Origin of the sequence: Mycolicibacterium wolinskyi str. Jessa 2025 (genome assembly GCF_049241375.1) — a bacterium.
Classification (GTDB): Bacteria; Actinomycetota; Actinomycetes; order Mycobacteriales; family Mycobacteriaceae; genus Mycobacterium; species Mycobacterium wolinskyi.
Window position 1 is genome coordinate 5,552,101 of sequence record NZ_CP185960.1, and the last position, 13,213, is coordinate 5,565,313.

13 protein-coding genes are annotated in these 13,213 nt (G+C 68.2%); 6 read left to right on the forward strand and 7 right to left on the reverse strand.

The annotated features are described in order from the left end of the window. Positions 1-62: 62 nt before the first annotated feature. Positions 63-1,478, reverse strand: a complete 1,416-nt coding sequence (locus tag ACOI2T_RS27475; RefSeq protein WP_085146908.1) for an NAD(P)H-quinone dehydrogenase — start codon at positions 1,476-1,478, stop codon at positions 63-65. A 41-nt stretch (positions 1,479-1,519) separates the two neighbouring features. Here ACOI2T_RS27475 and ACOI2T_RS27480 point away from each other — a divergent pair, with 41 nt between their 5' ends. After that, complete coding sequence (locus ACOI2T_RS27480) at positions 1,520-1,987, forward strand: gamma-glutamylcyclotransferase family protein (RefSeq protein WP_409504569.1); 468 nt, start codon at positions 1,520-1,522, stop codon at positions 1,985-1,987. A gap of 85 nt (positions 1,988-2,072) precedes the next feature. Here ACOI2T_RS27480 and ACOI2T_RS27485 read toward each other — a convergent pair whose 3' ends face one another. The 4 genes from ACOI2T_RS27485 to ACOI2T_RS27500 form a co-directional block, all read right to left on the reverse strand. Beyond that, positions 2,073-2,972, reverse strand: a complete 900-nt coding sequence (locus tag ACOI2T_RS27485; RefSeq protein WP_409504570.1) for a type IV toxin-antitoxin system AbiEi family antitoxin — start codon at positions 2,970-2,972, stop codon at positions 2,073-2,075. A gap of 162 nt (positions 2,973-3,134) precedes the next feature. Next, positions 3,135-4,082 (reverse strand): hypothetical protein, encoded by a 948-nt coding sequence (locus tag ACOI2T_RS27490; RefSeq protein WP_409504571.1) that lies wholly within the window; start codon positions 4,080-4,082, stop codon positions 3,135-3,137. A gap of 135 nt (positions 4,083-4,217) precedes the next feature. Beyond that, the gene (locus tag ACOI2T_RS27495) at positions 4,218-5,384 is read right to left on the reverse strand and encodes a M20 family metallopeptidase (RefSeq protein ID WP_067843138.1); all 1,167 of its coding nucleotides are present in this window, start codon (positions 5,382-5,384) and stop codon (positions 4,218-4,220) included. Then, entirely contained in the window at positions 5,381-6,565 is a 1,185-nt protein-coding gene (locus ACOI2T_RS27500) for a M20 family metallopeptidase (RefSeq protein WP_409504572.1), read from the reverse strand. Before ACOI2T_RS27500 ends, ACOI2T_RS27495 begins: the two co-directional genes overlap by 4 nt. A gap of 47 nt (positions 6,566-6,612) precedes the next feature. Here ACOI2T_RS27500 and ACOI2T_RS27505 point away from each other — a divergent pair, with 47 nt between their 5' ends. Beyond that, on the forward strand, positions 6,613-7,422 hold the full coding sequence (locus ACOI2T_RS27505; RefSeq protein ID WP_409504573.1) for a purine-nucleoside phosphorylase: 810 nt from the start codon (positions 6,613-6,615) through the stop codon (positions 7,420-7,422). Here the strand turns inward: ACOI2T_RS27505 and ACOI2T_RS27510 are convergent. Then, positions 7,419-7,964, reverse strand: a complete 546-nt coding sequence (locus ACOI2T_RS27510; protein WP_409504574.1) for a TetR/AcrR family transcriptional regulator — start codon at positions 7,962-7,964, stop codon at positions 7,419-7,421. The two genes, ACOI2T_RS27505 and ACOI2T_RS27510, sit on opposite strands and share 4 nt — an antisense overlap. A gap of 109 nt (positions 7,965-8,073) precedes the next feature. On the opposite strand from ACOI2T_RS27510, the gene ACOI2T_RS27515 reads away from it, so the two are divergent. Together ACOI2T_RS27515 and ACOI2T_RS27520 are read left to right on the forward strand one after the other, a co-directional pair. Next, on the forward strand, positions 8,074-9,201 hold the full coding sequence (locus tag ACOI2T_RS27515; RefSeq protein WP_409504575.1) for an FAD-dependent oxidoreductase: 1,128 nt from the start codon (positions 8,074-8,076) through the stop codon (positions 9,199-9,201). 20 nt (positions 9,202-9,221) lie between these two features. Further along, entirely contained in the window at positions 9,222-9,986 is a 765-nt protein-coding gene (locus tag ACOI2T_RS27520) for a hypothetical protein (protein WP_409504576.1), read from the forward strand. Here ACOI2T_RS27520 and ACOI2T_RS27525 read toward each other — a convergent pair. Next, positions 9,944-11,035 (reverse strand): AbrB family protein, encoded by a 1,092-nt coding sequence (locus tag ACOI2T_RS27525; RefSeq protein ID WP_409504577.1) that lies wholly within the window; start codon positions 11,033-11,035, stop codon positions 9,944-9,946. The two genes, ACOI2T_RS27520 and ACOI2T_RS27525, sit on opposite strands and share 43 nt — an antisense overlap. Before the next feature lie 105 nt (positions 11,036-11,140). Between ACOI2T_RS27525 and ACOI2T_RS27530 the strand changes: the two genes are divergently transcribed. Together ACOI2T_RS27530 and ACOI2T_RS27535 are read left to right on the forward strand one after the other, a co-directional pair. Then, a complete protein-coding gene (locus ACOI2T_RS27530) occupies positions 11,141-11,587 on the forward strand; it encodes a MarR family winged helix-turn-helix transcriptional regulator (RefSeq protein ID WP_067843113.1) in 447 nt (148 codons plus the stop codon). Continuing rightward, positions 11,584-13,212 carry a phospho-sugar mutase gene (locus ACOI2T_RS27535; protein ID WP_409504578.1) on the forward strand — a complete coding sequence of 543 codons (1,629 nt, stop codon included), beginning with the start codon at positions 11,584-11,586 and terminating at the stop codon, positions 13,210-13,212. The genes ACOI2T_RS27530 and ACOI2T_RS27535 overlap by 4 nt, the downstream gene beginning before the upstream one ends. Position 13,213 lies beyond the last annotated feature (1 nt).

A 13,213-nucleotide genomic window follows, 5' to 3' on the forward strand; every position in this document is an offset into this window, starting at 1 on the left:
CCCAGGCTACGTGGCCCTCCGACCATTTGCCCGCCGCCGGGCCGTGGCGTGGCCCGTCGTGGCTAATCCAGGTCGTCGTGTTTCATGAGCTGGCGCGCCGCCTCGGTGATCGACCCGGACAGCGACGGGTAGACGGAGAACGTCTGCGCGAGATCGTCGACGGGTATGCCGTTCTGCACGGCCAGGGCGATGGGCAGGATCAGCTCGGAGGCGATCGGTGCGACCACCACACCACCGATCACCACACCCGTCGCCGGGCGGCAGAAGATTTTGACGAAGCCGTGGCTGAGGCTCGACATCTTCGCGCGGGCATTCGTGCTGAGCGGCAGCATCAGCGTGCGGGCCGGTACCGAGCCGTCGTCGATCGCGGCTTGGGGCACGCCCACGGCCGCGATCTCGGGGCGCGTGAACACCGCCGCGGCCACGGTCCGCAACCTGATCGGCGCGACCGCCTCGCCGAGCGCGTGATACATCGCGATGCGGCCCTGCATCGCGGCGACCGACGCCAATGGCAGCAGGCCCGTGCAGTCGCCTGCCGCGTAGATACCCGGGACCGACGTGCGCGACACCCGGTCGACCGTCAGGTAATTGCCTTGACCCAGTTCGATGCCCACGCGCTCCAGACCGAGACCCGTCGTGTTGGGCACCGAGCCGACCGTCATGAGCGCGTGGCTGCCTTCGACCGTGCGGCCGTCGGTCATGGTGACCAGCACGCCGTTGTCGGTGCGCGTCACGGATTCAGCGCGGGCATTCTTGACGAGGGTGACACCGCGTTCGGCGAACACCTGCTCCAGCACCGCGGCGGCGTCGGAGTCCTCGTGCGGCAGGATCTGGTCGCGGCTGGCCACGACGGTCACGGTCACGCCGAGCTCGGTGTAGGCGTTGACGAACTCGGCACCCGTCACACCGGACCCGACGACGACCAGATGGTCGGGCACGCTGTCGAGGTCGTAAAGCTGACGCCAATTGAGGATGCGGTCGCCGTCGGGTGCGGCGTTGGGCAACACACGCGGGCTCGCGCCTGTGGCGATCAACACGACATCGGCCGTCAACTGGCGAACACGGCCGTCCGCGCCGGTGACCTTGATGCGGTGCTGGGCCATGCCGGGAACGTCGTCGATCAGTTCGCCACGGCCCTCGATCAGGTCGATGCCCTCGCTGCGCATCCGCTGCGCGATGTCGCTGGACTGCGCCGAAGCCAGCGACTTCACCCGCTCGTTGATCTGCGGCAGCGAGATCTTGGCCTGCTCGAAATCCAGCGAATAGCCCAGGTTGGGGGCCCGGCGCAGCTCGGTCCGCACGCCCGTCGATGCGATGAACGTCTTCGACGGCACACAGTCCCACAGCACGCACGCGCCACCGATGCCATCGGAGTCGACGACGGTGACCTGGGCGACCTTCGGGCCTCGGGCCGCGGCGACCAGGGCCGCCTCATATCCGGCGGGGCCGCCGCCGAGGATCACGATGCGGGTAACCACGGCACTAACCTAACGAACTTTGCGGATTAAGCTGTCTTACCGTGCCGCTTTACGCCGCGTATGGATCCAACATGCATCCGGAGCAAATGCTCCAGCGTGCTCCCCATTCGCCGATGGCGGGAACCGGGTGGCTGCGCGGCTGGCGGCTGACCTTCGGCGGCGAGGACATCGGCTGGGAAGGTGCCCTGGCAACGGTTGTCGAAGACCCGCTGTCCAAGGTGTTCGTCGTGCTCTACGACATGACCCCGGCCGACGAGCAATCCCTGGACCGCTGGGAGGGTTCCGAGCTCGGCTTCCACAAGAAGATCCGCTGCCGCGTGGACCGGCTGTCCTCCGACACCACCACCGACCCCGTGCTGGCCTGGCTCTACGTCGTCGACGCCTGGGAAGGCGGCCTGCCCTCCGCCCGCTACATCGGCGTCATGGCCGACGCGGCCGAGATCGCCGGCGCACCGCCGGAGTACGTCCACGACCTCCGCACCCGCCCGGCCCGCAACATCGGCCCGTAGCTCTTGGGTCCCCTTGCGCCTGTCTTGGGTCCCCTTGCACCGCGAGCGACCGTGTTTGTACGCCGACACGCCGTAATTCGCGTACCTAAGCGGTCGCACGCGCCGCGCGAGCGTCACGCAACTGCGAACTGATCCGCGCGACCATCTCCCCTTGCCGGTGCCGAACATCGTCGAACACGATCGCGATGACGCTCCACCCCACGGCCATCAACGCCGCGGTACGCCGACGGTCGTTCAGCAAGGCGTCGGGATTGTCATGCCAGTCAGCGCTGTCGTATTCGACCGCGACCCGCTCGTTCGGCCAGGCGAAATCAAGACGCCTGAGCTGGCCGTTGCCGTCGCGGACCTCGTACTGCAGTTCGGGAACCGGCAGGCCGCCGTCGAGCATCACCAGCCGCGCCTCGCTCTCCATCGGAGACTCGGCACGCGGATCGGCCAACGGTATGAGGTTGCGCACATGGACGATGCCGCGCCGCCCGGCCTGATCGAGGGCCGCGCGCCAGAGGTCGGCGCGCGTGCAGGTGCCACTGCGGAGTGCCGCGTCGAGGGTCGCGAGCGCGCGCGGACGCCTCAGACCGCGAGCCACCTCGATCGCCGTCCAGTTCGGGGTCGTCACCAAGCGCCCGCCGACAACATTGAGGGGCGCTCCCTCGCGGCGATGCACGACCAGGCCGTCGGCCGACCGCGGCCGCGAACCGATCGGTTCCAGCACATGGAGATCGGCCGGTTGCTCGGTGTCGAATCCGAAGACCGCCGCCGCCGTCCCGAGGCACACCGGTACCCGGGCACCGCAGGAAAGGTCGAGGCCACGTAGTCGCGTTTGCAGGTCCGGTTCACCGATGCAATAGATGCCTTGCCAAATACGTTCCAACACACCGCAGTTCACGGCAGACTGCAATTCACGCCGTGTGAAATACGCGAGAATCTGGGCGCTGGTCGCGACACCGCCCTGCCCCTGGAAGATCGACTCGAGCTGCTGATCCATGTCCAAGATCGTCGGCAGTCGGAGCGTCGGGCGGTACCCCGAAATTGTCTGGTTGTGGATAACTTGCGCTTTGTGGGCCGTTCAGAGCTTTTCACGGGCAGCCCCGCGCGACGACCGACCGCCGAGGTACACGAATTGCGGCGTGTCAGTGTACAGACACGGTCACTCGCGGTGCGTGGTGAGCAGGGCCGCGCGCTCAGCTCTCAGGGCGGTGAGTTCGTCGGCGACGCTCTGCTTGGCCACCCTGAGGTTATCGAGTACCCGCTTGACGCCGGTGATCGCTTTCTCGACGTTCTCCTGCGCCTCGATGATGCGGTCGCGGACGATGAGGTCGGTGAAGAAGTTGTCGAACCACACGTCGAAAACCCTTGTGAACGAACTGAGTTCGACGGCTTGCACACCCGCCATGTGGACATCGGCGAGTTCGGTCGTGAATCGCCGGAGCGCACTGTCCGCAGACCTCAGCAGGACGGCGACATCGTCGAGCCGGTTCTCCTTGACGATGCTGGCGATCATCCCGCCGTCGAACCACGTGTCGTAAGCCGACCACGACCGCGCGCTGTCGAGTCGCTCTGCGGCCGAACGTAAATCACCCAGCGCCTGCTGACCGGCTTCGTATGCTTGATCGAGTTCGGTGTGGGAGGCCGTCAATTGTCCACGGCGCTCGGCGATTTCGAGCAACCTCACCAAAGTTGGGTCGTGGTGATCGTGCAGCCATCGTTCCTTGGCGGCCAGGGCCTGTTCGTAGCGTGTTGTGACATCGCCGAGAGCTTGGAGTTGACGGGTGAGATGGTCGACGAGGCGCTGGTCGGCATCGGCTCGGGCCTGCTGTGTGCGGTACTCGTATTCGGCGGCTTGGTGCTCGGCCGTCTCGCGGGCCAGCGCGTCGTCGTGTGAGCCCTTGAGATGCGACAGGATCATCGTCAGCGAGAACGATTCCAGCTTGGCCACGTCGCGGGCCTCGGCCGCGACCTGCCGCTGAGCCGCTTGCGCGCGATCGGCCGACTCCTTGGCCGCCACCTTCGCGGCGTCGAGCTGCCGCCGCAGAGACTCCGCTTCCCGCACGGCCGCGGTTGCCGCTGACAATTCGTCATCGGGTGTATCGGTCACACCGACAGCCTATGGGCGCTCGTGAGCCGCGAGTGACGCAAAAATGTCGCCCAAATGCGGCGTGTCGGCGTACAGACACGGTCGCTCGCGGTGCTGGGCAACCCGCCAACCCGCCGGCGCGAGGCTGCCAGGCAATCAGGCTGAGGCGGCGATGATGTTGACCATCGTGCGTACGCCGATGCCAAGGGCACGCTCGTCGATGTCGAAGGTGGGCTGGTGGAGATCGAGCTGTGGGCCTTGGCCGCTCCACACGCCGAGCCGGGCCATCGCTCCGGGCACCTCTTCGAGGTACCAGGAGAAGTCCTCGCCGCCGCCGGACTGGTGGGTGTCGGCGAGGACGTCCGGGCCGACGGCCTCGATCGCGTGGGTGAGGATGCGGGTGGACACCTCTTCGTTGACGACGGGCGGCACACCACGCCGGTAGTTCAGGCTGTGCTCGATGTTCAGCGGTGCGAGCAGCGACGTAACCGTCTCTTCCACAATGGATTCCAGCGTCAGCCAGGTGTCGCGGCTCGCGGTCCTGATGGTGCCGGCGAGCGTGCCGATCTGCGGGATGGCGTTGGCGGCGACGCCTGCGTTGACCGCGCCCCACACCATGACGGTGTCATGCCGCGGGTCGATACGACGGGACAAGACCCCGGGCAGGCCGGTGATCAGCGTGCCGAGCCCGTAGACGAGGTCGCCGGTCAGGTGTGGCCGCGAGGTGTGCCCGCCGGGTGAGTGCAGGGTGATCTCGATCGAATCGGCGGCCGAGGTGATGGGACCCGGCTTGGTCGCGACCCGGCCGACCCGGAGCCGCGGATCGCAGTGCAACGCGTAGATGCGGGACACACCGTTGAGGACGCCGGCGTTGACGGCGTCGATCGCGCCGCCGGGCATGAGTTCCTCGGCGGCCTGGAAGACCAGCCGCACGCCGACCGGGAGTTCGGAAGCCGACGCCAGCGCGAGCGCAGTACCCAGCAGCACCGCGGTGTGTGCGTCGTGGCCGCACGCGTGGGCGACATTGGGCACGGTGGACGCGTACGACGCCCCGGTCCGGTCGGCCATCGGCAGCGCATCCATGTCGGCGCGCAACGCGATCCGCGGGCCGTCCTCGGGTCCGAAGTCACAGGTCAGCCCGGTTCCTCCGGGCAGCACCTTCGGGTTGAGCCCGGCGTCGGCGAGGTGGCGGGCGACGAACTCGGTGGTGGCGAATTCCTGACGGCCCAGCTCTGGATGGGCGTGGATGTGGCGACGCCACGACACCATCTCGTCGTAGTTCGCCGACAACCACCGCGCGGCGGCGTGCGACAACACGCTCATCGCACCTGCCTCCTCTGCTGTGCTTCGAGCACGCGATCACGCTCGGCAGGCGTTTCGGCCAACCGAACGACGGTGCGCGCCAACATGATTGCCCCTTCGACCACGGCCTTGTCCGCGCTCGGTCCCACCGCGGCCGTCGCGAACGCAGGCTGGTGGATGGCCGCACCGCCCGAGTCGATGCCGATCACCGGGTGAATGCCCGGCATGACCTGCGTGATGTTGCCCATGTCGGTGCTGCCCAACGGCACGCTCGCCTCGACGCTCTCGGGCAGCGGATCCCGCCCGAGCCGAACCATCTCGGCGCGGATCGTCTCCGAAAGCCAGGGATCAGGTAGTAGTTCGGCGTAGGCCGGTGCGGTCTCGGTGACCTGGTGCTCGCAGCCGGTGGCCAGCGCACCGGCCTCGAAGCAGCCGGCCATGCGCCCTTCCAGTTCGCGCAGCGCCGCCATGTCGGTGGCCCGCATCGTGTAGCGCATCTCGGCCCGGCCCGGAATGACGTTGGTGGCCTGGCCGCCATGGGTGACGATGCCGTGCACCATCTGGCCCGGCATCAACTGCTGACGCAACAGGCCGATCGCCACCTGGGCGACGGTGACCGCGTCGCCGGCGTTCACGCCCAGGTACGGGGCGACGGCGGCGTGGGATTCACGGCCCGTGTAGTCGACGGTCACCTCCGACAGCGCCAGTGACCGGGCCGCGGCAATGTCGACCGGACCGGGGTGCAGCATGACCGAGGCGGCGATGTCATCGAAGGTTCCGGCGTTGAGCAGCAACACCTTTCCGCCACCCAGCTCCTCAGCAGGCGTGCCGACGAGCACGACGGTCAGGCCGAGATCGTCGGCAACCTCGGCCAACGCCAGCGCGGTCCCGACCGCCGACGCCGCAATGATGTTGTGCCCGCACGCATGTCCGATCTCGGGCAGCGCGTCATATTCCGCGCACACCCCGACCACCAGCGGCCCGCTGCCATACGTCGCCCGAAACGCGGTGTCGAGCCCGCCGGGCGCCGCGGTGATCTCGAAGCCGTATTCGGCGACGAGAGTTTGGGTCTTGGCGCAGCTGCGGTGTTCGGCGAAGGCCAACTCCGGCTCGGCGTGGATCGAGTGCGACAGTTCGACGAGGTCGCCACGACGCCGGTTGACGGCGTCCTCGACGCATAGCGATGCGGTGGCGGTGGGCATCTTGGCAGTATCTCACCACCGCGGAGACGCGGTTAAGCTCGCCTATCGTGACCGACAGCCCCGCCTCCGCTGCACAAGATTCGCTCCTCGCGTCGGCACAAGCCATCGCCGAACGGACCGGCGTCGAACACCACGACGTCGCAGTCGTCCTCGGATCGGGCTGGGCACCCGCGGTGGCCGAACTCGGCGATCCGGTGGCCGTGGTGCCGATGGCCGAACTTCCCGGTTTCACGCCGCCCAGCGCCGCCGGGCACGGCGGCCAGGTGTTGTCGGTTCGTATCGGAGCACATCGGGTTCTGGTCCTGGTCGGCCGCATCCACGCCTATGAGGGCCATGACCTGCAGCACGTCGTGCATCCGGTGCGGACCGCCGCCGCGACCGGCGTGCGCACGGTCGTGCTGACCAACGCCGCGGGTGGCCTGCGTCCGGAGTATGAGGTGGGCCAGCCCGTGCTGATCAGCGATCACCTCAACCTCACCGCTCGCTCGCCCTTGGTCGGCGCGCAGTTCGTCGATCTGGTCGACGCCTACTCGCCACGGCTGCGCGCCCTGGCCCGCGAGATCGAGCCCGATCTCGCCGAAGGCGTCTACGCCGGCCTGCCCGGCCCGCACTACGAGACCCCGGCCGAGATCCGGATGCTGCGCACGCTCGGTGCCGACCTCGTCGGCATGTCGACCGTGCACGAGACGATCGCCGCGCGCGCGGCCGGAGCCGAGGTGTTCGCGGTGTCGCTGGTGACGAACCTCGCCGCCGGCATGACGGGCCAACCGCTCAGCCACGCCGAGGTGCTGGAAGCCGGGCGGCAGTCGGCGACGCGGATGGGCGCGCTGCTGGCTTCGGTGATCGAGCGCCTCTAACCCACGAGGTACCGCTGCAGCGTCGGGCCGATCCAGTCGACGATCTGCTGTCGATCCATGTCCACCAACGGCGGAAACGCCAGCACATAGCGACACAGCGCCATGCCGAGCACCTGCGAGGCCGCCAAGCTGGCGCGTTGTGGCGTGTCGGCGGCGTGGCCGGTGGTCTTGGCGATGACGGGGGCGAGCTGTGCCGCGAAGATCGTTCGCATGCGCTCGGCGACGGCGTCGTTGGTGACGCCGGCGCGCAGGAGGATCAGCAATGCCTCGTCGCGCTCCCAGCGCTCCAGGAAATGTGCGGCCAGCGCCATCCCGACCTGATCGCGTGGCACCGCGGTCAGGTCCGGTAGCTCCAGGTCGAATCCGGCCGCAGCGGCGAACAGCCCTTCCTTGTTGCCGAAATAGCGCATGACCATCGACGGGTCGATCCCCGCATCGGCCGCGATCGCGCGGATCGTCGCGCGCTCGTAGCCGTCGGCGGCGAATCGTTCGCGTGCCGCGGTCAGGATCACGGACTTCGTCTCAGCTGCCGGTCGTCTCATGCCAACAAGTGTAGGCCAACACCTGTTGACATACCGCGACAACGCGCATAGCGTGATGCCAACAAGCGTTGACCAACAGTTGTTGACAAAGCGGAAGCGAGGAACAGACATGAAAGATGTGCTGATCGTCGGGGCCGGACCGGTCGGACTGACCGCCGCGATCGTGCTGACCCAACTCGGTCACGACGTGGTCGTGGTCGACGGCCAAGCCGAAGGGGCGAACACCTCCCGGGCGGCCGTCGTCCACTCACACACACTCGAGCTCTTGGAGCCCTACGGCGTGGTCGACGATCTGGTCGCGCGTGGCGTGCACACACCGACGTTCACGATCCGCGACCGCGACGCCCTTCTCATCGGGGTGCCGTTCAACGACCTGCCCACGCGCTACCCGTACACGCTGATGATCTCGCAGGCCGACACCGAGGCGTTCCTGCTCAATCGCCTGGAAGCGCTGGGCGGAAAGGTCATCCGCCCGGCCACCGTCACCGCGATCGCTCAGCACGACACGCATGTCGTCGCGATCTTCGCCGATGGCGAGCAGATCACCGCTCGATACCTCGTGGGCGCCGACGGCATGCACAGCACGGTTCGGGAGCAAGCGGGCATCGCGTTCACCGGCGGCACCTATGCCGAATCCTTCGCGCTGGCCGACGTCCGGCTCTCGGGCGGCGTGCCCGCCGACGAGGTCATCCTCTATTTCTCACCGGCCGGCCTGGTGGTGGTCGCGCCGCTGCCCGACGGGATGTACCGCATCGTCGCGACCGTCGACGAGGCGCCGCAACACCCCGACGTCGCATTCGTGCAGGGCCTGCTCGACGAGCGCGGACCGGTTGCCCGGCGCGCCGTCGTCGAAAGTGTCGTGTGGGGCTCGCGCTTCCGGGTCCACCACCGCATCGCCGACTCGTTCCGGCACAACCGCATCCTGCTGGCCGGAGACGCCGCACATGTGCATTCGCCCGCGGGCGGGCAGGGCATGAACCTCGGCATCGAGGACGCCGTCGCGGTCGCGCAGAGCCTCGCGCAAGTGCTGACCGGCAGCCCCGACAGCGTGCTCGACGAGTACGCCGCAAGCCGTCACCGCACCGCGGAGGGTGTGGTCGCGATGGCGAGCCGGCTCACCGAACTGGCGACCGCGCGCCGCCGCGCGATCCGCAACCGCGTGATGCGAGTGGCCGGAAAGCTACCCGCCGTGCGCCGCACGTTGGCCTGGCGACTGTCCGGCCTGGACCGTCGCTGACGCCGAGGAAGGAGAAACTGATGGAACTCGTGAACGATCACCTCGCCGTCACGGCGCGCCTGACGGAACCTACGCCCAACGGATTTCTGGTCATCGCGGCCGAGGTCGGCCGCTGGGCCGGCCCGATCGCCGCTCCTTCGCGAGCACGACACCGGCTGATCGCGCGGCTCGCCGCATCGGCCGAGAAGCTGGCCCAGCGCGACGACGTCGTCGAAACCGTCGTGTTCAGAGGGACGTTGCGACCGCCTGGCGAGGGTTCGGAGTTGTTACGGCACGCAGGTGTGCGGCCGGCCCGCTACGACGTCGTGGTCCTTGTGCGCACCGCTACCCCGGACGCCGCCGACGCGGTGCGCGACGACGACGCCTACCGCTCCATGGCGGCCGTGATCCAGCAGAGCGCGCGGCATACGTATCGGGTCGCGGCAGGCAACGCCGCCCGCATCGCCGATGTCGATCACAGCAGTGACCGCTGGTTTCTGTTCAATTACTTCCACTGCGACGACGCCGAAACCGTGTACGACGTCTGGGAGTACACCGCGGGCTGGTTCCAGCGCCACACCGCGTTGGCCGACTCGACCCTGCTGCGCCCACTGCCCGGCGAGAAGAACGACTACAGCGTGGTGAACCACGCGAGCTGGCCCGCGCTGCGCGATTTTCTGCCGAGCCTGCTGTTCGCTCGCACGTTCCGCACGTTCGTGCTCGCGAATTTCAAGGCGAACGACGTTGCCGCCCAACCGATCATCTACCGCCGGGTGGCGACCGCGACCGGCTCGTCGACGGCGTGACGACGGCTGAGGCGGGCCACGCCCCTGGCCATCAGCGGCGCCGCGAACAGCATCAGCAGCACCCGCAACACCTGGGCGGCGATGATGAACGTGACGTTCGACCCGGTCTCCACCGCGGTGGCCAGCACCGCGTACACGCCGCCGGGGCTGGTGGCCAGGTATCCCTCCAGTTGAGTCACCCCGGTGACGTTCGCGAGCACCACACCGAGCCCCGCGGTCGCCACGCCGAGCACCACGATGAGAGCCAGTGCCAGCGGCAGGATGCGACCGATGGCCCGCAGTGATTCGCGGGTGAACGCCACGCCGGCCTGCCAGCCGATCACCATGTACCCGGCCTGCACCAGTACGGTCGGCACGGTCAGCCCGAACGACAGGCCGGTCAACTGCAGCACGACGGTCAGCGCGAGCGGCCCGAGCAGCCCGGCGCCGGGCAACCGGATCAACTTTCCGCCCACCGCACCGACCGCGACCAGCACGGCGATCATGGCCAGGCTGAGATACCAAGACGCCGATGCGGTTTGGGGCGCCATCGGAGCGGGGTGCGAGCGGTCGGCATGAAAGACCAGTGTCACGACGAGCGGAATGGTCGCGGTGACCAGCGCCACCCGTAGATATTGCACGACGGAGACGACGCGGTCATCGCCACCGAGTTCGCGGGCGATGGCCACCAGTCCGGACGCGCCGCCTGCGACCAGCGCGAGCGATCCGGTGAGCGGTGAGACATCGCGATGCAGACCCAGCAACGCCCCGGCCACCACGCTGAGTAGCAGCGTGGCCACGGCGATCACGAGCACGATCAACCAGTCGGAGCGCAGGGCGTCGACGGCGTCCTGATGAACCATGGTGCCGATGTAGACGCCGAGCACACCCTGGGCCAACACGCCGGCCCGACGAGGCACCCGATCAGGCGCGAGCGACGCCAACGCCAAGGCGACACCGACCGCCAGCGCGGCGAACAGGGCTGCCGAAGGGACGCCGACGAGGGTGAGCGGAACCGTGACGGCGCTCGTCACCACCACAAGCAGAGCCCACCGCAGGATTCGTCGCATTCAACCTCCAGGCCCCCATATTGTAAGCACAAACTTGACAATGAACCACTTCAGCCTGGATCGATATCCGTGACAACCCAACGGTTACCAAGGTATAACTTGGTAATGATCGCGACGTCAGCCACTGAGCTGCGGGAGTCGATGATGGCGGTGACCCGTCAGATGCGGCGGCACCGGCCCGACCACGGCTTGACGCTGAGCCAGATGGAACTTCTGGGCGAGGTCAGCCGGACCGGCACCACCACCCCGGCCGAACTCGGGGCGCGCCTGCACGTGCGGGTGCAATCGCTGACCGACAGCATCAACGAACTACTCGGCCGGGGTCTGATCGCCCGGCGCCCCGATGACAACGACCGCCGCCGTCAACTCATCGACATCACCGCCGCGGGCACCGCGCTGTTGCAGGCGGATCGTGCCGAACGCGACGCCTGGCTGCACGCGACGATGCGCGACAACCTCACCGATCTGGAGTTCGATCTGCTGATGCTCGTCGCGCCGGTGCTGCGCAAGCTTGCTTACTCGGAGGCCGGTGGGGGCACACTTGCCTCATGACGTCGATTGCGACAGCAGCCCACGACTGGATCGCCCACGACCCTGACCCGCAGACCGCCGCCGAATTGCGGGCCTGCAGTCCCGATGAACTCGACCGAAGGTTCAGCCACCCCCTGACATTCGGCACCGCGGGCCTACGCGGCCCGATGCGCGGCGGGCCCGACGGGATGAACCTTGCCGTCGTGCTGCGCACCACGTGGGCCGTCGCGCACGTACTCAAAGACCGGGGTTTGGGCGGCTCGCAGGTGGTGGTGGGCCGCGACGCACGCCACCAGTCGGACGAATTCGCGCTGGCCGCCGCGGAAGTCCTTGCCGCCGAAGGGTTCGAGGTGCTGCTGATGCTGGCGGCCGTCCCGACGCCGGTCGTCGCGTTCGCGGTGCGACACATGCCCGCCGCGGCAGGCATCCAGATCACCGCGTCGCACAACCCCCCGTCCGACAACGGGTACAAGGTGTTCTTCGACGGCGGCATGCAGATCATCTCCCCCACCGACCGCGAGATCGAAGACGCCGTAAGCCGCGCGCCGCATGCCGACGAGATCCGCCGGGTCCCGGTCCGAACGGGTGGCCTGGCCCAGATCAAGTCCTATCTCGAGCGGGCTGCGCGGGTGCGCCGCGCCCCCGGCTCGGTGCGGGTGGCCGTCACACCGCTGCACGGCGTCGGTGGCGAGTTCATCTTGGACGCAATGGCATTGGCGGGCCTCGACGACGTCTACATGGTCGAATCACAGTTCAATCCCGATCCGGACTTCCCGACCGTGACCTTCCCGAATCCGGAGGAGCCGGGCGCCGTCGACGAACTCCTGAGCCTGGCAGCCGATGTTTCGGCCGACATCGCGATCGCGCTGGATCCCGACGCCGACCGGTGCGCGGTCGGAGTACCCACACCCGACGGCTGGCGCATGCTGTCCGGCGACGAAACGGGTTGGCTGCTGGGCGATTACATCCTGTCGCAGGTGGAGCCCGGGCCGGTCAGCGAGGCCACCGTTGTGGCCAGCACCGTCGTATCGTCGCGCATGCTCGCCGCCATCGCCGCCGCACACGGCGCCCACCACACCGAAACCCTCACGGGCTTCAAATGGTTGGCGCGCGCGGGCGCACCGGGAAGCACCCTGGTCTATGCCTACGAGGAAGCCATCGGGCACTGCGTCGATCCGGCCGCTGTTCGCGACAAGGACGGCATCACCGCCGCGATCCTGGCGTGCGATCTGGTCGCCGCGCTGCGCGATCAGGGCCGCACGGTGCTCGACGCGCTCGACGACCTGGCCCGGGTCCACGGCGTGCACGTCACACGCGCGGTGTCGCGTCACCTGGACGATCCCGATGACGATGCCGAAGCGGCGATGATGCGTCTGCGTTCCGATCTGCCGACCGAACTCGCCGGATTCGCCGTCACCGCCGAAGACCTCCTCGACCGGCGCGGCCAACACCGCACCGACGCACTGATCTTCACTGGGGAGGACTCCGGAACCAGCATCCGTGTGGTGGTCCGCCCGTCGGGCACCGAACCGAAACTCAAGTCCTACACCGAAGTTCGGTGCGCACCCACCGAGGATCTGGCCGCCGCCCGGGGACGGGCGAACAAGCTGAGCGCCGAACTCGCCGACGCCGCCAACCGCTGGTAGC